This window comes from Paraburkholderia tropica, assembly GCF_014171495.1.
Classification (GTDB): domain Bacteria; phylum Pseudomonadota; class Gammaproteobacteria; order Burkholderiales; family Burkholderiaceae; genus Paraburkholderia; species Paraburkholderia tropica.
Window position 1 is genome coordinate 1,690,702 of the sequence record NZ_CP049134.1, and the last position, 20,084, is coordinate 1,710,785.

Sequence of the window (20,084 nt, forward strand, 5' to 3'; positions counted from 1 at the left end):
TCATCTCCCAATCCCCATCAGGCGCGCGCAAACCGATGCCCCGGCGGCAGCTTCACGACCTGCAGGAAAAACCCGAGCCGGCGCACCGCCTCGATAAAGGCGTCATACTCGACCGGTTTCGTGATGTAGACGTTGCAGCCCAGCTCGTAGCAGCGCTCGATCTCGCGCGGATCGTCGGTGGTCGTGAGCACGATCACGGGCACCGACGCCGTGGACGGATCGGCCTTCAGCCGCCGCAGCACCTCGAAGCCGTCGACGCGCGGCATCCGCAGATCGAGCAGCACGACGAAATTCGCCAGCGCCTCGCGCGACGGATAGCCCGACGCTTCGCCCTCGGGCGTGCCGAAGAAATAATCGATCGCTTCCTGGCCGTCGCGAAACCGCAGAAAGTCGTTCGACACGCCCGAGCGACGCAGGTTGCGCTCGACGAGCGTGGCGTGGCCGTCGTCGTCCTCGACCAGCACGATGCTCACGCGCTCGCCCGGCAAGGTCACGCGCGGTTGCGCGCGCGACGGCCGCGGCTCGGTTTGTGCGCCCTGCGCGGCGGATGACGCGGCCGCATCCGAAGCCGGCGCGGCGGCCGGATTGTCCGCCGACGATGTTGCCGATGTTGCCGTCGATGCCGATGGTGTCGCTGCCGTCGACGATGCCGCCGACGCTCCCGCCCCCGTCTGATCCCCGCGTGCCATCCCGCTCTCCAACGTGTTCTGATGCGTTTTCGATTGAAACGTCTGTTGAAACATCGATTTTTTGCAGTTTTTTTCCTGTGCGGCGGCGGGACCTCGTATCGCCCGAGGCCTGGCGCTCAAACCTGCACAAACCTCTACATGCCCGCACCAAGCGGCTCATGCCTGCCGCATTGGCGCGTCGGGCAGCGCGATGAAGAAGGTCGAACCCGCGCCTTCTTTCGACTCGACCCACAAGCGCCCGCCATGCCGTTCGGCGATGCGGCGCGCGAGCGCGAGCCCGGTCCCCTGACCCGCCGATTCGCCACCGTGCAGACGCTGAAAGGCGCGAAAAAGCTTCGGCAGATACGCGGCCGGAATGCCGATGCCATTGTCGCGCACATAGTAGGTTCGCGTGTGCGCGCCCGGCATGCGCGACGCATCGCGCGCGCTGTCCACGCTGGCTTCGGCCCATTTTTCCACGTTATTTTCGAACATCGGCGCGAGCGCGCCGTCGCCCCCATCCACCGCGTCGACCGCGCCGATTTCCACCTGACCGGGCCGCGCCGGATCGAGATGCCGCAGCGCGTTATCGATCAGGTTGCCGAAGATTTCTTCGAGCGCCGCCGGATCGCCCCACGCAGGCGGCAGATCGAGCACGTCGATCTGCGCGCGCTGCGCGAGCCCCGCGCTCAGCCCCGCGAGCGCCCGCTCGACGATGCGCCGCACGTTCACCCGCTGCCAGCGATATTCGAGGCGCCCGGCGCGGGACATGCGCAGCAGCGCGTCGATGATCGCCGCCGCGCGCGCCACCGCCTGGCGCAGGAATTGCAGCGATTCGTCCACGTCGCCGTCGAGCACTTCGACCATGCTCGCGTGTTCGTCGGCGGGCAGCCCCGCTGCGTCGATGCGCGTGCGCAGTTCCTCGCACGACACCTGCAATTCCTTCGAAAAACCCTGCAGATTGACGAGCGGCGAGCGCAGGTCGTGCGAGACGCTGTAGATGAACATCTCGTTGTCCTGACTCTCCTGGCGCAGATTGTCGTTCGCGGTCGCGAGGTCGGCGGCGCGCGCCTGCAACTGCAGCTTGAGCGCCGCCTGCTCGCGCTCGGCGGCGCGCAAACGTCGGCTCGTCTGATTGAGCACCGTGTCGAGCGCGGCGATTTCGTCGTCGCCCGCGAGCGGCTGCGCGAGCGGCGCGCCCGCGCCGAGCCGCTCCACGTTTGCGCCGAGCGCCGCGAGCCGCTGGCCGACGTTGCGCGCGAACAGCCACGCCGTCGCGCCCCAGATCAGCATCGAGCCGACCACCGCGACGATCAGCGCATCCTGCTGGCGCTCTCGCGTCTCGCGCAGCGACGCGCTACGCGCTTCGTCGAGGCGGGTTTCGTCGGCGATAAAGGCGGCCAGTTCGTTGCGCACCGCGTCGATTTCGGGCGGCATGCCGTCGCCGGCCGCGCGCACCAACGACGTGGCGCGGCCCTCGCGCAAGGCATCGGCGACCTGGGCACACCGCGCGCGCCACGCCCGCCCGTACGCGTGGATGCGCTCGACGCGCGCGTGCTGCTCGGGGTTGTCGTTCACCATGTGCGCGAGCAGCGATACGCGATCGGAGAATTCGGTCCAGACGGCGCGGCGGTCGATGAACGAGGGATCTTCGAGCACGATTGCGGTGCGCACGCGCGCGGCTTCGCGCAGGAGCGGATCGACGAGACTGGTCGCCTGCCAGAGAATCTGCTTGCTGTTGTCGGCGCTGCGCGCGGCCTGCGCGGTCTTGCCTTGCGTGTCGAACACGACGCCGAGCAGCGCCAGTTCGATGGCGCTGGGAATCGCGATCAGCAGGAGCCCCTTCGTGAAGAGTTTCATGACGGTCTGGTCCGGTGGCGGTCTGGGCGACATGCCTTTTGACTAACCGCGGGCGCCAGAGCCAAAACATTATCTGCGCGAATTTAAGAGATGACAACGTGTGTGGCGGCTCGCACCAGGCGATGCGAAAAGCCCGATTTTTCCCGAGAAATCGCCACACCGCGCGCGCATGCAGGTCTATTATTGAGACCGGAGACGAACAAAAGTAAGCGAAGGAGCGCCGGGATACCTACATGAGCGCGACGTGCGGTCCGGCATGGCGATTGCCTGTGACAGGTCGGCATGCTACGAAGGATCGACGTGCGGCGCACCAAGCCGGGAGTGGTCGCATGGGAACGCTGCGTGTTTTGCAATCCACCTTTTTCAGGCGAATTTTTATGTCCTTCCCGAAAAAGCGGAAACGCGTCAAGTCGGATGGCGACGAGTCGTTTCTCGCCGTGCTGAATCACTTCAAACCGTTCGGTCAACTCGACACCAAGATCGCGCGTGCGCGCGCCCAGGACGAGCCGGTGCTCTACGCACACGTGCTGCCCGGGCTCGACGTGCTGCTGTGCTGCGTGCGCGGCGCGCAGCCGCCCTATCCGGCGACGAGCGAATTGCGCAGACGCTGCATCGAATCCATCGCGCATGCGCTCGAGCAGCCGATCGAAGGACTCGAAAACGGCGGCTACTGGTACGAGGCGGACGGCTTCGGCTTCCTGATTTTCGCGAGCCGCGCGCGCGCTCGCATCCTGCCCGAGTTCGGCGCGGCGAAACCCGGCGCGGCCTCGCGCAGCGTGACCCGCCGGCAGGACCCGGCCGGCGACCCGATCCCGCGTCAGTTGCGCTGAGTTTCATCAGAAAAAAACGCCCGGCTTTCTCGCCGGGCGTTTTCGCATGGGCGCTCGTCTGTGCGAGCGCCCGAGTGCTTTCCGTTCAGCTCCCCTTGTAGAGCGACTGCATGCCGGGTTGCGTGGTGGGTTGTGAAGATTCCTCGCGCTTCGACGGCGCCGCCGCACCGCCCTTCGCGCCATTCGAACCCGAACCGGAGCTGGACCCGCTCGCCCCCTTCGCTGCCGCCGGCGCGCGCATCTTCTGCCCCGGCGGCGGCGCAACCGGATGCTGGCGAATCTGCGAAAACAACTGCGCGCACGGCAAGGGCTTGTTGTTGCTCGGCGCGATCAGCGGAATCAGCGCCGCGAACGGGTTGAGCAGACCGAGGCCGACCATCGCGCCGCCGCGCAGCGCAAGCGCCGCCGCATCCACGCCCACATGCGGATTCTTGAACGTGCCCTTCACGTAAAGCGGCGAGCGCAGCGAGAAGATCCGGAAACCCTTCGTGTGCGGATGCACCTTCATATCCATCGATTCGTCGCGCAGATCGATCGGACCGTCGATGTCGATCACGGCGTCGTCGGTGTCGAGCGCGAACACGCGCGGATTCACCACGCCGTTGGTCGCCACGAAATCGGCGGCCGCGCAGTTGATGTTGACGTCGCGATTGCCGAACAGCTTTTCGTAGACCACGTTCGCCACGTTCAGCCCGGCCGCTTCCATTAGCAGACGGCTGACCGTGCCTTGCGTGACGAGCGCCTTGACCTCGCCGTTCGACGTCGCGGCGAGCGCGGCCGGCGAATTGCCGGTCGCGGACAGCGACGCGTCGCCGTTGACTTCGCCGAGCGCCTGTTGCATCGACTTCACGCCGGGGAATAGCTGCTTGAGCTTCAGATGGCGGGCTTCCACGGTGCCGCGCGCCTTGAGCGGCGCGCCGCTGCCGTCGAGCGACAGACGCGTCGCGAAGGTGCCGCCCGCGACGCCGAATTGCAGCGGCTCGAAGTCGAGCACGCCGTTGGTCATCGTGACGTGCGTGTAGAGGTCCTGAATCGGCAGACTGCCTTGCTTGATGATGCGGCGGCCCGTGAACTTCACGTCGGCGTCGATGGCTTTCCAGCGGTCGGTCTTGAAAGGCTCGACCGGAATCACGCGGTCGGCGGGCTGCTGCACCGTGTCGCCGCGCTTGGCCTTGCTCGCCTTGCTGTCGGCACCGATGATCGGCGCCAGATCGGAGAATTGCAGCAGGTTCGACACGAGTTCGCCGGAGAGTAGCGGACGCGGATCGCGCTGCGTGTAGACGAGCGTGCCGTTCAGGTCGCTGCCGCCCACGCGGCCCGTGAAATTCTCGTAGCGGAACACGCTCGCGCCTTTGCGGAACTGGCCGACGAAACGGCCTTCGGTTGCGTACGGCGGCGTTTCCGGCAGCGTCACGCCGGTCAGGTTGTAAAGATGCGCCATGCTTTGGCCCTGGAGCCACAGGCGCAGGTCGACGGCGGCCAGATGCGCCGGGTCCGTCACGGTGCCGACCAGCGCGATATGCATGTCGCCGACACGCACGTCGGCCTGTAGCGGGAACGGACGCCTGGCGTTTTGCAGCGCGAGCACGCCGCCGAGCTTGCCCTCGCCCGACAGCGCGGTCTTGTTGTAGGTGCCCTTGATGGTCCAGCCGATCGCGTAGAACGGCTCGCTGGTCTGACCGCCCGCCGCCGCGTTCGCGTTGCTCGCGGCGCTCGCGCCGACCGTGGCCAGCTTCGAGCCGATGCCTTGCGAAGCGGCCCCGCCGTCCGACGCCGCCGATGACGCCGACGCGCTCAAAGCCGCGCCCGATGCCGGTCCGGCCGCGCTCGCTGCGCTGGCCTCGCTCGCCGCCGCCGCGCTCGCGGCCGCCGCGCTCGCGGCCGCCGCTTCCGACGCCTGCTGCTTCTCGGCCTGCTGGGCGAGCCGGTTCGCGCCCGCCTTGCCGATCACCTGCGCCGAGCCCTGGCGCGAAGCCGCTTCCTGCTGCTCCATCACCTTGCCGATCGGAATGCCCTGGCCGAGCAGGCTCACGACCATCTTCACGTCGGTTTTCGTCTGCTTGTCGTCGACCGCGATGTTGCCGCTGCCGAACGTGATGTCATGCAGATTGAGTTTCCACGTCGACGGCCCGCTCGACGCGGGCAGCTTGAAGGTCCAGTTGTTGCGGCCATCGGCGAGCCGTTCGATGTCGACGGACGGATTCACGAGATTGATGGCCGGAATCACGATGTCGTGCGCGAGCAGCGGCAGCACGGCCACTTCGAAGTCGATCTCGTCGAGCGTCGCGAAATGCGGCGACTTCGCCCAGTCGGGATTGGCCACCTCGATCTGCGCCGCGGAAAAACGCGGCCAGGGCACCCAGGCGCGCCAGCCCGTTTCGCCGGGCGGACGACGCCAGCCGACCTTCAGATCGCCGACGATGGCGAACGGACGCCCGATCGCTTCCGTCACTTTCTCGTTGACGTAAGGCTTGGCGCGGTTCCAGTCGAAGGTGTAGATAAAGACGGCGAGCGCGGCGATCAGCACGACTACAATCGCGACGAGCCATGCGAAGATCCTGGCGAGTGTGCGGCCGGGGCCGCGGGGCTTGGGTTGCGGTGACGTCATGCGCACTCCGGTTTTTGCATTGTTGTTTCGCCAGCGATACGACAGCAGAAGACGTGCCTGGTTTCTTGCCCGAATGTGCGAATGTGCGAATCTGCAATCTGCGCTCGCCCGTCTTGTTTGCCATCTTTCAATGAACCATCAAAACGATTCGAAACGTCCCCCCGTTGACGTGAGCGCGCCGCTCGTCGAAGCGCTTGGCCTCGCGCGACGCGACGCACAGCGCGATCAGGTGCTGCTGCAACCCGCCGATTTCGCGCTGCACGGCGGCGAACGCGTCGTGCTCACGGGTCCGTCAGGCTCGGGCAAGAGCGTGTTTCTGCGCGCGCTCGCGCTGCTCGATCCGCTCGACGGCGGCACGGTGCGCTGGCACGGCGAAGCGGTTGCGCGCGCGCAGATCCCGTCGTATCGGCGTCATATTGCGTACCTGCGTCAGCGGCCCGCGCTGATCGACGGCAGCGTCGAAGACAACCTGCGCTATCCCTATTCGCTCGCGGTCTATCGCGACACCCGCTTCGACGCCGCGCGCGTGCACGCGCTCTTCGACGCCACCGGACGCGGCGCCGATTTCCTCACGCGCGCGGCGTCCGAACTCTCGGGCGGCGAAGCGCAGATCGTCGCGCTGGTGCGCGTGCTGCAACTCGATCCCGAGGCGCTGCTGCTCGACGAACCGACGGCCTCGCTCGATCCCGAGTCGGCGCGCGAAGTCGAAGCGCTCGTCGAGCAATGGTTCGAGCTTCGGCGCGAGACGCGCGCCACGGTGTGGATTTCGCACGATCCGGCGCAGGCCGCGCGCGTCGGCACCCGGCACATCACGATGCGCGCGGGTGTGCTCGATGCATCGCCGGCGCCATCCGCTGAAAAACCTTCCGCTGCTCAACCTTCCGTCGCGCCAGCCGCCACCCGGCAAGCGGCTTCCGGAGAGGCGCAATGAATCCTGGCGTGCTGCAAGACCTCAGTCTCGTCGATGTCGGCATCGCGGCCCTGCTCGTGTTCGTGAACGGCGCGGTCTCGGTGCTGCTCAAGCTCGATCTCGAACGCAAGCTCGCGTGGGCCGCGGTGCGAACCGTCGTGCAACTGCTCGCGATCGGCTACGTGCTCGGCTGGGTGTTCGCGTTCAATCGCTGGTACGCGGTGCTGCCGCTCATGGCGCTGATGACGCTGATCGCCGGCATTGCCGGTTCGCAGCGCGGTGCGCGCACTTACGGCGGCCAGCGTGCGGACAGCATCGTGTCGATCTGGGTCAGTGCGTGGCTCGTGGCCGCCGTGGGTCTGTTCGCGGTGATCCGCATTCGCCCGTGGTACGAGCCGCAATATGCGATTCCGATTCTCGGCATGATTCTCGGCAATACGCTGACGGGCGTGTCGCTCGGCGTCGAGCGGATGATGCAGGAACTCACGGCGCGGCGCGACCGCGTGGAAAGCGCGCTTGCGCTCGGCGCGACGCGTTGGGAAGCGGCTCAGACGAGCGCGCGCGAGGCGGTGCGCGCGGGCATGATCCCGACGCTCAACCAGATGGCGGTCGTGGGCGTGGTGAGCCTGCCCGGCATGATGACGGGCCAGGTGCTCGCGGGCCAGTCGCCGTTGCAGGCGGTGCGCTATCAGATCGTGATCATGTTCCTGATCGCGGCGTCTTCGGCGCTCGGCACCGTCGGCTCGGTGCTGCTCGCGTACCGACGGCTGTTCTCGCCCGAGCATCGTTTTCTCGCGGCGAAGCTCATTGCGCGCGATGCGCGTGCCAAAGGTGCGAAGGCACGCGTCTAGCGCCGCGCTCGCCGCGTACCGCCCGCACGCTGCACCGCTCGCTGCACGCCTTGCCGCGCGCACGCGCGATTCAGCGCTGCGCCGAAATCGCCAGTTGCGTGCCGTCGCTGAGCGTGACCGTTTTCACGGTGCCGTTGGTCAGCATCGAGAAATGCAGCACTTCGCTATGCGCCACGACTTCCGGACACGACCCGCCGCTCGCGGGCTTGCCGCGCGGCGCCTGCGCGCGGAAGCTCACCTGCACGTTCGCGGTCCCGTCGGCGGCGACGATCGGCGCGAGCCGCACCTGGGTCTGGCGCACCATCGCGCCATTCGCGTCGAGCGGCAGCGAACCGTAATCGGGACAACTCTGCGCGACCGGCACCGCGCCGCCGGGCGGCTGGGTGCGCCAGGTGAAGTCATCGGTGTCGCCGGAACGCAGCGTGCGCGTTTCCTGCGAGTTGCCGTAGAGTTTGGACGTGACCTTCACCGTGTAGCGGATCGGGCCATCGGGCGCGGCCTTCGAGGTCACCTTGATCGGCGTGGTGGCGAACGCCGGCAGCGCGATCGCGCAGGACAACACCACGGCGGCACGGACGAGCACCGCGCGAGCGCGGCGGGAGTGGCTGGAGCTGCTGCAAGACATGCGTCACCTCCTGGCTGGCGCTGCCGTCGCCGCGAAAAACGCGGGCACGGCAGCGTGTGGCGAACTTTCTTTCTTCTGTCAGTCTAGCTTGCCGCGCGTCCGCGTGCGCCCGGCAATGCCATTGCGCGGCCCAGGTTTTATCCCGCTTGCTTTCTCCCACTCGCCAGGCGCGGGATCGGTCGGCGCGCCAGGGCAACCATGCGCCGCGCATGGCTGCCCCGGCGTCGCCGCGTGCGGATCGCCCGATCAGAATCCGCTCAGCACGAGCTTGCCGATCGCACGCCCTTCTTCGAGCATCTTGTGCGCGCGCCGCACGTTCGCCGCGTTGATCGGCCCGAGCACTTCGCCGACCGTCGTGCGCAGCGTGCCCGCATCGACGAGCCGCGCCACTTCGGTCAGCAGCTTGTGCTGCTCGATCATGTCGGGCGTGCCGAACATCGAGCGCGTGAACATGAATTCCCAGTGCAGCGCGGCGCTTTTCGCCTTGAGCAGCTCGACCGGAATCGGCTTGTCGTTTTCAACGATGGTCGCGATACCACCCTGCGGCGCGACGATCTCGGCGGCGGCGGGGAAATTCGCATCGGTGTCGTTGAAGATCAGCACGTAATCGACGTTCTGGAAACCGAGCGCGCGGATCTGCGCAGGCATGTCGCCGTGATGATCGACGATGTGGTCCGCGCCGAGCGAGCGCGCCCATTCGGCCGATTCGGGCCGCGACGCCGTGGCGATCACGGTGAGTTTCGCGAGCTGTTTCGCCAGTTGAATGCCGATCGAGCCGACCCCGCCCGCGCCGCCGATGATCAGCACGCGCTTGCCCGCGTCGGCGCCTTGCGGCGAGACGCGCAGGCGCTCGAACAGCGCTTCCCAAGCGGTGATCGCGGTCAGCGGCAATGCCGCGGCGTGCGCGAAATCGAGCGATGCGGGCTTGTGCCCGACGATGCGTTCGTCGACGAGCTGGAACTCGCTGTTCGAGCCGCTGCGCGTGATGTCGCCGGCGTAGAACACCGGGTCGCCGACCTTGAACAGCGTGACCTCGGGGCCGACGGCCGCGACCGTGCCCGCGGCGTCGTAGCCGAGCACCTTCGCGTCGGTCTCGACCTTGTCCTTCGGTGCGCGCACCTTGTAGTCGACGGGATTCACGGACACCGCTTCCACCTTCACGAGCACGTCGCGGCCGCTGGGCGCGGGCGTCGGCAGATCGAGATCGAGCAAGGCTTCGGGGGCGTCGATCGGGAGATAGCGGTAGAGGCCAACAGCTTTCATTTCGGGCTCCTTGGGAGGGCGAATCATCAATTCGACGGGATGTCGCTTCGGGCGCCGCGCAATCTTGCGAGTGTCGCGCGCCGTTGACTGACATCCTAGGCGCCGCCTCGATGGCCGAAAAGCCTCATAATCACTGAAACATTCTTCGGCTATTTTTGATAATGAGCGAAAAAGCGAGCGCGATACCACCCGACCTGCCCCTCGCCGCCGACCCGCGTGAGCGCCTCGATCTGCTCGACGTCGCGCTGTTCGTGCGCGCGGCGCAACTGGCGAACGTCTCCGCCGCGGGCCGCGAATTCGGGCTTTCCGCCGCCGTGGCGAGCGCGCGGCTCGGGAATCTCGAACGCACGCTCGGCACGCGCCTGCTGCATCGCACCACGCGGCGCGTGAGCCCGACCGAGGACGGCGAGGTGTTCATGGCGCGCGCGCTCGCGCTGCTCGACGCCGCCGAGGCCGCGCGCGCCGCCGTCGGACGCGCGCACGCCGCGCCGCAAGGCCGGCTGCGCGTGTCGATGCCCTCGTCGTTCGGGCGTCAGCATGTCTCGCCCGTGATCGCCGCGTTCTTGCGCCGCTATCCGGGCGTCAGCGTCGATCTGCGTCTGACCGATCAGATCGTCGATCTCGTCGACGCGGGCATCGACGTCGCGATCCGCATCGGCGCGCTCAAGGATTCGACGCTGGTGGCCCGGCGGCTCGCGGTGAACCGGCGCGTGATCTGCGCGTCGCCCGCCTATCTCGCGGAGCGCGGCACGCCGCATCATCCGTCCGATCTGGCGCGCCACGAGTGCGTGATACTCGGCGATCAGCGCGACTGGGCGTTCGTCACGCCTGCCGGGCCGCTCACGGTGCGCGTGGACGGGCGATTCGTCACCGACAACGGCGAAACGATCCGCGACGCGCTGCTGGCGGGCTTCGGCATTGCGCTCAAATCGACGTGGGATGTCGCACCGCATTTGCGCAGCGGCGCGCTCGTGAGCGTGCTCGACAGCTACCCGCTCGCCGACACCACGGCGATCTGGGCCGTCTATCCGAGCCGCGCGTTCGTGCCGCCGAAAACCCGCGCGTTCGTGGAGTTTCTCGGCGAGCATTTCGGCGATCCGCCGTATTGGGATGCCGGCGCGGAAGTGGAAAAAAGCGTGCGGTAGCATAAGCACGTGAACAGCGCGCCCGGCCGCGTTCGACAGCACACGGCCGGGCGCGCGGGCGCACGCTACGCGCCGCCTTCTTCGAGCCGCAGCGTCAGTTCGCTCGTCACCGCCTGGCGCACGCCGGCGTAAGCGGCCCACGGGTCCGCGCGCCGGACCTGCGCCATTCGCGCACGCAGCGCGTCGAGATCGGCGAGCGACCAGTGCGCGCCGCCCGTCGTCTGCGTCAGCTCATCCCAGCCGATCGGCACCGACACGCCCATGCCGGGCCGCGCGCGCACGCCCCACGCGACCGCCGTGCTGGCGCCGCGCGCATTGCGCAGATAGTCGACATAGACTTTTTTCTTGCGATGCGCCGGGCCCATCGTCGCGGTGAACTGCGTCGGCCAGCCGGACGCAAGACGCTGGGAGACGGCGCGCGCGAACGCCTTCGACTCGTCCCAGCTCGTGCCCGGGACGACAGGCACGATCACGTGCAGCCCTTTACCGCCGCTCGTCTTGCAGAACGATTCGAGCCCGAGATCGGCCAGCACGCCGCGCGTGAGCTGCGCGGCCTCGATCACGCGGTCCCAGCCGAGCGCCGGATCGGGATCGAGATCGAACACCACGCGGTCGGGGTGCTCGACGTCGCTCGCCAGCGCGTTCCAGGTATGCAGTTCGATCGTGTCCATCTGCGCAACCTGCACGAGCGCCTCGAGCGTATCGATACTGAGAATCGCCGGCTGACCGGGATCGAGACCGTCGTGCTGGGTAACGCCGTCGATCGGCGCGCGTGCGCTGTGGCGCTGGAAAAACGTCTCGCCGGCGAGGCCTTGCGGCGCGCGCACGAGCGAAACGGGACGGTCGCGCAGATGCGGCAGCAACAAGGGCGCGACGCGCGCGTAATAGCGTACGAGGTCGAGCTTGCGGATGCCGCTTTGCACGTCGATCACGCGACGTGCGCTGGTGACGCGGATGCCGGCGACTTCGCCGGTGGTGGAAGCTCGCCCGGAGCGCGTGCGCGGCGCGGTGGCACGCGGTGCGCGGGGCGTGGACGCGGGATGCGAGGCCAGTGCACTGGCGTCCGGAGCCTGGGCCCGGACGCCGATCGGCGTTCGGGTGGGTGTCGACGATGTCGACGAAGCCGATTCGGCCTTGAGAGCGTCCTGCATACCGGGTCCCCTTGCGCGGTGGCGCATGCGACGCATCGCGCGACGCGAGTCGCGACACGTACGGTTGACGGCACGCGGCGGCCGCCCCCGTCGGACGCCGCACGTGCAGTCATTGTGCCTCGAAAGCTCGCTTTCGTCGCTGAAAGCTGTGCGCCAGGCCGCATTGCGCCGCCGCATCGGGCGTTCGGGCCTGCCGTCGCGCCTCGACGCTTACACGCGAGGCGGCCGCTCGCACGCGCCGAAACGGTACAATCCGGCTTTCATTCGCCGCGCGCGGCAGCCGCCAGGCCCGCCTTCGCGCCCTTTTTCGATTTCCGCCGTCTTCGGGCATCCGGCGCCCTTGCATGGTCCGCGCCGCTCACGTCATGAACCTTGTCATCCAGAGTCCCGCCCCGCTGCAAGCCGAACACCACAAGCCGCTCCTCGCGCTCGCGCGCGGCAGCCGCCTTACGCCGATCGACGCCTGCGCGCTGCGCATCGACAACGCCGATCCCGCGCAGCGTCCCGATCTCGACGTCTACTGCGGCACGCACCAGCTCGACTACGCGTTCGTGGAAGCGGGCCGCACGCTGGCCGATTTCGGCCTCGTCGCGATGGACATGGATTCGACGCTCATCACGATCGAATGTATCGACGAAATCGCGGACTTCTGCGGTCTGAAAGCCGAAGTCGCGGCGATCACCGAAGCGTCGATGCGCGGCGAGATCAAGGATTTCAACGAGAGCCTCACGCGCCGCGTGGCGCTGCTCAAGGGCCTCGACGCGAGCGCGCTCGAACGCGTCTACGAAGAGCGTCTGCAACTCTCGCCGGGCGCGGAAACCATGCTCGCGGGCGCGCGTGCGGCGGGCCTGAAAACGCTGCTCGTCTCGGGCGGCTTCACGTTCTTCACCGAGCGCCTCAAGGCGCGTCTGGGTCTCGATTTCACGCGCGCGAATACGCTGGAAATCGTCGATGGAAAGCTCACGGGCCGCGTGGTCGGCGAGATCGTCAATGCCGACGTGAAGGCGCGCACGCTGGTCGAAACCTGCGCGCAACTGGGTATCGAGCCGCGCCGCGCGATCGCGATGGGCGACGGGTCGAACGACCTCAAGATGATGGCCGAAGCCGGTTTGTCGGTGGCGTTCCGCGCCAAGCCGGTGGTGCGCGAAGCGGCGAGCGTCGCGTTCAACTTCGTCGGGCTCGACGGGTTGTTGAAGCTGCACTGAGTCGCACGAACGCTGCGCTGAGTTTCACCGGCACGGCTCAAACTGAAACGGCCGCTCGCGTCCCACGGGACGGCGAGCGGCCGTTTTGCTTTTGGCGCGAGTCTTGTGCCGGGCGCGTGCCCGGTACTCACGCGCCCGTCAAGCCAGCGTCGCGAGCGCGCGTTCGAGATCGGCGCGTAGATCCGCTTCGTCTTCGAGGCCGATATAGAAGCGCACCAGCGTGCCGCGATGCGGCCACTGCGCCGCGCTGCGCATCGACGCGATGTCGTATGGCATCACGAGGCTGTTCGCCCCGCCCCAGCTCCAGCCCAGTGCGAACAGGTCGAGCGCTTCGCAGAACGTGTCGATCTGCGAAGCGCTATAGCGTTCGTCAAACACCACCGAGAACAGGCCGCCCGCGCCCGTGAAATCGCGACGGAAGAACGCATGGCCGGGACAGTCCTCGAAGGCCGGATGCAGCATTGCCGCGATTTCGCCGCGCGACTTGAGCCACGTCGCGAGCGCGAACGCGCTGCGGTCATGCGCTTCGAAACGCGCCTTCATGCTCGGCAAGCCGCGCAGCACGAGCGAACAATCATCCGACGACACGCCGATGCCCAGGCGCATGCGCGCCGATTTGAGCTTCAGATACAGATCGCGGTCGCGCGTGATGGTCGCGCCCATCAGCACGTCGCTGCCGCCCGACTGGTACTTCGTGAGCGCCTGCACCGAAATGTCGATGCCGTGATCGAAGGGCTTGAAAGCGAGACCCGCCGACCACGTATTGTCGATCGCCGTGATGACGTTGCGCGCGCGCGCCGCCGCCGTAATGGCTTGCACGTCGGGCACTTCCATCGTCACCGAACCGGGCGCTTCGATCCAGATGAGCTTCGTGTTCGGCTGGATCAGGTCGGCCATGCCCGCGCCGATCATCGGGTCGTAATAACGCGCGGTGATGCCGAAGTCGCGCGCGAGCCAGTCGCCGTGATCGCGGTTCGGCGAATAGACGTTGTCGGGAATCAGCACGTCGTCGCCACTCTTCAGGAGGCCGAAATAGACGTTCGAGATCGCCGAGAGACCGGAAGGCTGCAGCAGCGTGTGCTCGCCGCCTTCGATCACGGCCAGCCGGTGCTGGAGCATCGTGGACGTGGGCGTGGCGTGCAGCCCGTAGCGCCATTGCGCGTCGTTGCGCCAGTCGAGCGCGCGCACGGACGCGAGGTCCGGAAAGACCACGGTCGAGGCGCGCGTGACGGGCGCCGCGAACGATTCGAAGCCGGGAGTGAGATCGTCTTGCGGATGCAGGATCTGCGTCTGCACCGTGCGGCTGGAGTCGGATTTCGTCATATCGGGAGCAATGCGTTGGTGCGTCGTTGGTGCGTCGTTGTTGCGTCAAAAAGCGAGACGCGCGGCCGGACCTGCTGGCGGCGCGCGCGACGTATCCCGAAGATTAACACCGGCGTGCGGCGGTCTCATCGGGCGATGTCGCCTGGCGGCGTAGTCGGGGCGGCGGTGGTGCGCTCGTGGCGCGCGTCGTCGTCGGCGTGCAGATAGAGGCCGGTGGTTTCGATCGACGCGTGACGCAGGTTCTTCTGGATGTAGCGCAGATCGGTGCCGGCGTCGGCCTGATGGGTCGCCGCGGTGTGGCGCAGCCAGTGCGTGGAGGCGCGGCGCAGCGTGTCGGCGCCGGCCGGATCGTCGGCTTCGAGGCGGTCCGCGACGCGGCGGAACACCGTCTTCACGATCAGATAGACCGCCGTGGACGTCAACGGCCGCTCGTCCTTGCCCGCGACGCCCAGCACCACGGGACGCGTTTCGCCCGGCGCGGGCGTGCCCGGCAAACCGTGAAAGGCGCGGTAGCGCGCGAAATCGGCCATCAGTTCGTCGCTCGCGGGCACGTCGCCCTCGACGCCGCCCTTGCCCACCACGCGCAGCCACCAGCGTCCGCGCCGACGCTCGAAGTCGCCCGCGCGCGCCTGCGCCGCTTCGCTCGCGCGCAGCGCCGTGCGGTAGAGGAAGCGGATCAGCCAGCGGCAGCGCTCGTAATGCTGGCGCTCGCGCGGCGTGTCTTGCGGGAAGGCGTCGATGCCGTCGAGCACCTGCTGCCAGAGCGCCTGATCGAGATAGCGCTCGACGCGGCGGCTGCGCGCGGCCTGCGGCATGCGCGAGCGCCGCAGCGCGAGCGGATTACCCGCGAGATAGCTTGCCGCGACGAGGTAATTGAACAGGCCGCCGAGGATGCCGAGCGCCTGACGGCGGCTACGCGGCGAGAGCGGTCCGTCGAACAGGCGGCGCTCGCGCCCTCTTCGCGGCCGCTCGGGATCGGCCCAGTCGGCGCTGGGCGCGGCGAGGAATTGCTCGTAGAGCACGAAATCCTCGCGCGTGAGGCTCGACAGCGGCTTGCTCAGCGTATTGGTGCTCCAGAGCATCAGGCGCACCGCTTCCTTGCGATAGCTGCGCAGCGTGTGCGGCGAAGCGACGTATTCCGCGAGCCAAAGGCGCACGGCTTCGATGTCGTTACGCGCGGACGTCTGCGCGATGCCGCCGCGCGCCCGGTTCGCGCCGTCGCGGCCATCGAGCGCGGGCGGCAAGGCGGGCAAAGGGAGAAAAGCGGCGGCAGTGGCGTGATCTGCGGGTTCTACGAGTTCTTCCTGCATCGACGGCGCAAGCGGATTCGGGTGATGTCGTCAGCGTACAGCATCGATACTTTCGATTATAGGAGTTATCATAAATTTCGATACTTAATCGTTATGACTATAACGTTATACGTGGATATACATTAAGATTCAGACCTGTTCCCCCTCTCCTGCCGAAAACACCATGTCCCGTATCAGCGATACCCGTTTGCGCACGCGTGAAACCGCGTCTCGCCTCGTCGCCGCCGGAAAACGGCCGCATGAGCTGACCGTCGACCTGATTTACGCGGAAATCCGTCAAGGCAGCCGCACGACGATCAACGACGAACTCAAACAATGGAAAGACGAGAAAACGCGCGGCGACGCCCTCGCCTCGCAGTTGCCGCCCGCCGTCGCGGACGCGATGCTGGCCGCGTGGGCCGTCGCCGTGGAGCATGGGGAAAAGGTGTACGACGCGCGCGTCGGGGAACTGGAGCAAGCTGGCGTGCAAGCCGAAGCGCGTGCTGCGCAGGCCGAGGAAGCGCGCGATGAAGCGCTGGAGCAACTGCGTCTGCGCGACGTGGAATTCGCCGCAAGCAACGAACAGATCGCGGCGCTCAAGGCGCAACTCGACGCCGCCAATGCGCGTGCGAACGAAGCGAGCACGCGCGCGGCAACGCTCGAAACCCTGCGCGACGCCGAGCGCATGTTGGCAGAAACGCGTGCGCAAGAACAACGGACCGCGCACGAACACGCCATTGCGGCCATGCGTGCGGGACAGGAAGCGCGCGACGCCGCCTTTCAGTCCGAGCTCGACAAGGCGACACAGCGCATGGAAGGCGTGCAGAAGCACATGATGCAGCAGATCAGCGAGGCGCGCGAAGAGCGCAGGCGTGCGGATGCGCTGGCCGCGAGCGCGCAGCAACGCAACGAACAACTGGTGAGTGAATTGGGCGCGGCGCGCGCGCAGGAAGCACAGCAGACGAATGCGCTGCGCGACGCACAGCGCCGTCTTGACGCGCTGCTCGCGCAGGAAGCGCAATGGCAACGCGAACGCGCAGCGCTGGAAAGCGAACTGACGCGGCTGGCCACCTTGCGCGGACAGCCTGTTGCTTCATCGAAACGAACGGGCGCGCGCAAGAAGCCGCGCACGGCGCTCGACGCGCCTCGTGTCACGCGCATCACGCGCGTGGCGCGCACACGTTCCGTTCAGGCCGAGACGAACGATCGCGCAAAAGGCGATTGAATCCGCCCGCTAACGCGGCTTATTCGCCCGTCACCACATTGCCGACGCCATTGACCGCCTGAGCGCCCTTCGCCGCCGGGCTCGCCGCCAACGGCGCCGCCGTACCAGCCGCCACGGGCTTCAGCTCGAACGGCTGCGGATTCGAATCGTCGACTTCCATGCGATCGCCGGAAATCGAGCCGTCGGCGGCAAACGTGCCGACCCAGTTGCCGACGATGCGCGTGCCGTCGTCCGACTCTTCCGCTTCGAGCGTCTGGCCGGTGCGGTCGCCCGCGATCAGGATCACTTCGCCCGTGTCGGTGAACTGATACTCGCCGTGAATGCCGCCGGGATCGTCGGGATCGGTCTTCTTGCCCAACCGCATCACGATCGCGCGCTTGCCGAGCGTGCCGGTGTACTGCGGATAGTGCGCGAATTCGGGATTCGGCTTGAGCGTCGAATGCACCTTGATGACCGCCGCACCCGATGCACCTTTCGCGCCGCCATCGCCCACGGCGCACGCCGCGAGCGGCAAGGCGATCACGCAGGCCGCGACCAGGCGCCACGCGCGCGGCGCATTCGACGAGCGGCGCGCGCCGCTCGGGTCTTTCGAAATCGATACTTCCATCACACTCCCTGATTCGTGTGCCGCCTGCCTGACAAGCGCGCGAAGAACGCGCTCAGGCGTCGGCCAGCGTGCGCTCGACGTCTTCGCGGCGCGGAATCGGCGCGACGGCGCCATAGCCGAGCGTCGACAGCGCGGCCGCCGCGTTGGCGTAACGCGCGGCCGCGAACGGATCGTCGCCGGCCACGATGCGCGCGATGAAGGCGCCGCCGAAGCAATCGCCCGCGCCGGTTGCATCGACGGCGGCGACCACGCAGCCCGGCACCAGGCGGCGCTCGTCGGGCGTCGCCACATACGCGCCCGCCTTGCCGAGCTTGAGCGCGACGACACGCGAACCCAGTGACAGCAGCCGGTCCACGATAGCGTCGCGGTCGTCCAGTCCGGTCAGCACGGCGACGTCGTCCCAACTCGGCAGGCAGATGTCGGTCGCGCGCAGCACTTCGGTCATCACCGCGCGGGCGCGCGCGAGCGGCCACAGCTTGAGCCGCAGATTGGTGTCGAAGCTCACCTGCACGCCGCTTGCGCGCGCGTGCTCGATGGCCGCGAACGCCGCGTCGCAAGCCGCATCGCCGATCGCGACGCTGATACCCGACAGATGCAGCACGCGCGCGGCGGCCAGCGCCTCGCGCGGCAGATCGCCGGGCGCGTAGCGGCTCGCCGCCGAGCCCTTGCGCAGATAGTCGAACGCGTGGCCGCTCGGGCCGTGCGAGACAAAGTAGACGCCGGTGGGCGCGTCGGCGTTCACGCGCACGTTCGCCGTATCGACGCCCTCGCGCGTCCACAGATCGAGCAGCAGACGCCCGAACTGATCGTCGCCGACCGCCGAAACGAAACCGGTGTGCGCGCCTTGCCGCGCCGCCGCGATCGCGAAATTCGAGGTGTCGCCGCCGAAGCCTTGCAGATACTGCGGCTGGCCCGGCGTCGCCTGATTGAACTCGACCATCGCCTCGCCGTACGCGAGGATCTGCGGCGCGGTTTGCGTCATGCCGCTCAGACCTCGCCCCAGAGGTCGTGGCCGTCGGCGCCCGTGATCTTCACCGAGACGAAATCGCCAACCTTGTAACGCTTCGACGCCTTGGTCGCCGGCGCAACGTAGACCACGCCGTCGATCTCGGGCGCGTCCGCCGCCGTGCGGCCGATGCCGCCGTCGGCGTTCACTTCGTCGATCAGCACCTTGAGCGTCTTGCCAACCTTGCGCTGGATGCGCTTCGCCGACACTTCCTCGGCGACTTCCATGAAGCGCGCGCGGCGTGCCTCGCGCACTTCGTCGGGCAGCGCGCCTTCGAGTTCGTTGGCCGTCGCGCCTTCGACCGGCGAGTAGGCGAAACAGCCCACGCGGTCGAGTTCGGCTTCGCGGATGAAGTCGAGCAGCGTTTCGAACTGCTCTTCCGTCTCACCGGGGAAACCGGCGATGAACGTGCTGCGGATCGTGAGATCCGGGCACATTTCACGCCACGCCTTCACGCGCTCCATGACCTTTTCGGCGTTCGCGGGACGCTTCATGCGCTTGAGCACCTCGGGGTGCGCGTGCTGGAACGGCACGTCGAGATACGGCAGCACGTGGCCCTTGAACGGACCTTCGGCCATCAGCGGAATGACTTCGTCCACGCTCGGATACGGATACACGTAATGCAGGCGGACCCACGCGTTGTACTGCGCGGCGAGTTCGCCGAGCGCCGTGACCAGATCGGTCATGCGCGTCTTGATCGGCTTGCCGTTCCAGAAACCCGTGCGGTACTTGACGTCGACACCGTACGCGCTCGTGTCCTGCGAGATCACGAGCAGTTCCTTCACGCCCGACTTGAAGAGGTTTTCCGCTTCGAGCATCACTTCCGCAACCGGACGCGAGACCAGATCGCCGCGCATCGACGGGATGATGCAGAACGTGCAGCGGTGATTGCAGCCTTCCGAAATCTTCAGATAGGCGTAATGACGCGGCGTGAGCTTGATGCCCGCGGCCGGCACGAGGTCGACGAACGGATCGTGCGGCTTCGGCAGATGGCTGTGGACCGCCTGCATCACTTCGCCGACGGCGTGCGGGCCGGTCACGGCCAGCACCTTCGGATGCACTTCTTCGATCAGGTTCGAACCGCTCGCGCTGGCCTTCTTGCCCAGACACCCCGTGACGATGACCTTGCCGTTCTCGCTCAGCGCTTCGCCGATGGCGTCGAGGCTTTCCTGCACGGCTTCGTCGATGAAGCCGCAGGTATTGACCACGACGAGGTCGGCGCCGTCGTATGAACCCGAGATCTCGTAACCTTCGGCGCGCAGCTGGGTAATGATCTGCTCGGAGTCGACAAGCGCTTTTGGACAGCCGAGGGACACCATCCCTACGCGCGGCGCGGGATTGCGGGAGGTCGTTGATTCAACAGGGTTTTTCACGTGTACGTCCGGAGGTGGGGCGCAGGGCGTTCGTTGCGCCGCGCGATGTTCAGGCCAATCCACCATTTTACCTGTTTGGCACAGGCAGCGGCGGGCCAGGGAAGGCGGCGGACACGGCTAGCGGGGTCAGATGAGACACGGGGCG

At 67.3% G+C, this 20,084-nt stretch carries 17 protein-coding genes; 6 read left to right on the plus strand and 11 right to left on the minus strand.

What is annotated here, in order from left to right:
- Positions 1-17: 17 nt before the first annotated feature.
- Together G5S35_RS07535 and G5S35_RS07540 are read right to left on the minus strand one after the other, a co-directional pair.
- On the minus strand, positions 18-488 hold the full coding sequence (locus G5S35_RS07535) for a response regulator (protein ID WP_183038822.1): 471 nt from the start codon (positions 486-488) through the stop codon (positions 18-20).
- A gap of 357 nt (positions 489-845) precedes the next feature.
- The gene (locus tag G5S35_RS07540; protein ID WP_124261012.1) at positions 846-2,528 is read right to left on the minus strand and encodes a sensor histidine kinase; all 1,683 of its coding nucleotides are present in this window, start codon (positions 2,526-2,528) and stop codon (positions 846-848) included.
- 329 nt (positions 2,529-2,857) lie between these two features.
- On the opposite strand from G5S35_RS07540, the gene G5S35_RS07545 reads away from it, so the two are divergent.
- On the plus strand, positions 2,858-3,358 hold the full coding sequence (locus G5S35_RS07545; RefSeq protein ID WP_065065570.1) for a hypothetical protein: 501 nt from the start codon (positions 2,858-2,860) through the stop codon (positions 3,356-3,358).
- Positions 3,359-3,443: 85 nt separating this feature from the next.
- Here the strand turns inward: G5S35_RS07545 and G5S35_RS07550 are convergent, their stop codons facing one another.
- Positions 3,444-5,966: an AsmA family protein gene (locus G5S35_RS07550; RefSeq protein ID WP_183038126.1), complete on the minus strand. Its 2,523-nt coding sequence runs from the start codon at positions 5,964-5,966 to the stop codon at positions 3,444-3,446.
- A gap of 169 nt (positions 5,967-6,135) precedes the next feature.
- On the opposite strand from G5S35_RS07550, the gene G5S35_RS07555 reads away from it, so the two are divergent.
- A complete protein-coding gene (locus G5S35_RS07555) occupies positions 6,136-6,897 on the plus strand; it encodes an ABC transporter ATP-binding protein (protein WP_231957793.1) in 762 nt (253 codons plus the stop codon).
- Positions 6,894-7,727, plus strand: coding sequence for an ABC transporter permease (locus G5S35_RS07560; protein ID WP_074984192.1), 834 nt, complete (start codon positions 6,894-6,896; stop codon positions 7,725-7,727). Before G5S35_RS07555 ends, G5S35_RS07560 begins: the two co-directional genes overlap by 4 nt.
- A 70-nt stretch (positions 7,728-7,797) precedes the next feature.
- Here G5S35_RS07560 and G5S35_RS07565 read toward each other — a convergent pair whose 3' ends face one another.
- Both G5S35_RS07565 and G5S35_RS07570 read right to left on the minus strand, forming a co-directional pair.
- Positions 7,798-8,352, minus strand: a complete 555-nt coding sequence (locus G5S35_RS07565) for a DUF6013 family protein (RefSeq protein WP_183038127.1) — start codon at positions 8,350-8,352, stop codon at positions 7,798-7,800.
- A gap of 246 nt (positions 8,353-8,598) precedes the next feature.
- A complete protein-coding gene (locus G5S35_RS07570; protein WP_065065575.1) occupies positions 8,599-9,615 on the minus strand; it encodes a zinc-binding alcohol dehydrogenase family protein in 1,017 nt (338 codons plus the stop codon).
- A 161-nt stretch (positions 9,616-9,776) separates the two neighbouring features.
- On the opposite strand from G5S35_RS07570, the gene G5S35_RS07575 reads away from it, so the two are divergent.
- A complete protein-coding gene (locus tag G5S35_RS07575; RefSeq protein WP_124261014.1) occupies positions 9,777-10,760 on the plus strand; it encodes a LysR family transcriptional regulator in 984 nt (327 codons plus the stop codon).
- A gap of 65 nt (positions 10,761-10,825) precedes the next feature.
- Here G5S35_RS07575 and ligD read toward each other — a convergent pair whose 3' ends face one another.
- Positions 10,826-11,911, minus strand: coding sequence for a non-homologous end-joining DNA ligase (ligD, locus tag G5S35_RS07580; RefSeq protein WP_074984195.1), 1,086 nt, complete (start codon positions 11,909-11,911; stop codon positions 10,826-10,828).
- A 365-nt stretch (positions 11,912-12,276) separates the two neighbouring features.
- On the opposite strand from ligD, the gene serB reads away from it, so the two are divergent.
- Positions 12,277-13,116 carry a phosphoserine phosphatase SerB gene (gene serB / locus G5S35_RS07585; protein WP_065065593.1) on the plus strand — a complete coding sequence of 280 codons (840 nt, stop codon included), beginning with the start codon at positions 12,277-12,279 and terminating at the stop codon, positions 13,114-13,116.
- 138 nt (positions 13,117-13,254) lie between these two features.
- On the opposite strand, the gene G5S35_RS07590 is transcribed toward serB, so the two are convergent.
- Complete coding sequence (locus G5S35_RS07590) at positions 13,255-14,439, minus strand: cystathionine beta-lyase (RefSeq protein ID WP_065065578.1); 1,185 nt, start codon at positions 14,437-14,439, stop codon at positions 13,255-13,257.
- A 125-nt stretch (positions 14,440-14,564) separates the two neighbouring features.
- Positions 14,565-15,749, minus strand: coding sequence for a tyrosine-type recombinase/integrase (locus G5S35_RS07595; RefSeq protein ID WP_183038128.1), 1,185 nt, complete (start codon positions 15,747-15,749; stop codon positions 14,565-14,567).
- Positions 15,750-15,912: 163 nt separating this feature from the next.
- On the opposite strand from G5S35_RS07595, the gene G5S35_RS07600 reads away from it, so the two are divergent.
- Positions 15,913-16,953 (plus strand): DNA-binding protein, encoded by a 1,041-nt coding sequence (locus G5S35_RS07600; RefSeq protein WP_074984196.1) that lies wholly within the window; start codon positions 15,913-15,915, stop codon positions 16,951-16,953.
- 19 nt (positions 16,954-16,972) lie between these two features.
- On the opposite strand, the gene G5S35_RS07605 is transcribed toward G5S35_RS07600, so the two are convergent.
- From G5S35_RS07605 to rimO, 3 genes are read right to left on the minus strand one after another with little or no spacing between them, the layout of a single operon-like run.
- Positions 16,973-17,560, minus strand: coding sequence for a hypothetical protein (locus G5S35_RS07605; protein WP_237181264.1), 588 nt, complete (start codon positions 17,558-17,560; stop codon positions 16,973-16,975).
- A gap of 52 nt (positions 17,561-17,612) precedes the next feature.
- Positions 17,613-18,542, minus strand: coding sequence for a sugar kinase (locus tag G5S35_RS07610; protein ID WP_183038129.1), 930 nt, complete (start codon positions 18,540-18,542; stop codon positions 17,613-17,615).
- Between the two features lie 5 nt (positions 18,543-18,547).
- The gene (gene rimO / locus G5S35_RS07615; protein ID WP_202034996.1) at positions 18,548-19,885 is read right to left on the minus strand and encodes a 30S ribosomal protein S12 methylthiotransferase RimO; all 1,338 of its coding nucleotides are present in this window, start codon (positions 19,883-19,885) and stop codon (positions 18,548-18,550) included.
- Between the last annotated feature and the right edge of the window lie 199 nt (positions 19,886-20,084).

Excerpts from the sequence above, each read along its gene's own strand:
- G5S35_RS07540 (WP_124261012.1), bottom strand. The coding sequence starts at position 2,528 with ATGAAACTCTTCACGAAGGGGCTCCTGCTGATCGCGATTCCCAGCGCC.
- G5S35_RS07545 (WP_065065570.1), top strand. The coding sequence starts at position 2,858 with ATGGGAACGCTGCGTGTTTTGCAATCCACCTTTTTCAGGCGAATTTTT.
- G5S35_RS07550 (WP_183038126.1), bottom strand. The coding sequence starts at position 5,966 with ATGACGTCACCGCAACCCAAGCCCCGCGGCCCCGGCCGCACACTCGCC.
- G5S35_RS07560 (WP_074984192.1), top strand. The coding sequence starts at position 6,894 with ATGAATCCTGGCGTGCTGCAAGACCTCAGTCTCGTCGATGTCGGCATC.
- G5S35_RS07565 (WP_183038127.1), bottom strand. The coding sequence starts at position 8,352 with ATGTCTTGCAGCAGCTCCAGCCACTCCCGCCGCGCTCGCGCGGTGCTC.
- G5S35_RS07570 (WP_065065575.1), bottom strand. The coding sequence starts at position 9,615 with ATGAAAGCTGTTGGCCTCTACCGCTATCTCCCGATCGACGCCCCCGAA.
- G5S35_RS07575 (WP_124261014.1), top strand. The coding sequence starts at position 9,777 with ATGAGCGAAAAAGCGAGCGCGATACCACCCGACCTGCCCCTCGCCGCC.
- ligD (WP_074984195.1), bottom strand. The coding sequence starts at position 11,911 with ATGCAGGACGCTCTCAAGGCCGAATCGGCTTCGTCGACATCGTCGACA.
- serB (WP_065065593.1), top strand. The coding sequence starts at position 12,277 with ATGAACCTTGTCATCCAGAGTCCCGCCCCGCTGCAAGCCGAACACCAC.
- G5S35_RS07590 (WP_065065578.1), bottom strand. The coding sequence starts at position 14,439 with ATGACGAAATCCGACTCCAGCCGCACGGTGCAGACGCAGATCCTGCAT.
- G5S35_RS07595 (WP_183038128.1), bottom strand. The coding sequence starts at position 15,749 with ATGCAGGAAGAACTCGTAGAACCCGCAGATCACGCCACTGCCGCCGCT.
- G5S35_RS07600 (WP_074984196.1), top strand. The coding sequence starts at position 15,913 with ATGTCCCGTATCAGCGATACCCGTTTGCGCACGCGTGAAACCGCGTCT.
- G5S35_RS07605 (WP_237181264.1), bottom strand. The coding sequence starts at position 17,560 with ATGGAAGTATCGATTTCGAAAGACCCGAGCGGCGCGCGCCGCTCGTCG.
- G5S35_RS07610 (WP_183038129.1), bottom strand. The coding sequence starts at position 18,542 with ATGACGCAAACCGCGCCGCAGATCCTCGCGTACGGCGAGGCGATGGTC.
- rimO (WP_202034996.1), bottom strand. The coding sequence starts at position 19,885 with ATGGTGTCCCTCGGCTGTCCAAAAGCGCTTGTCGACTCCGAGCAGATC.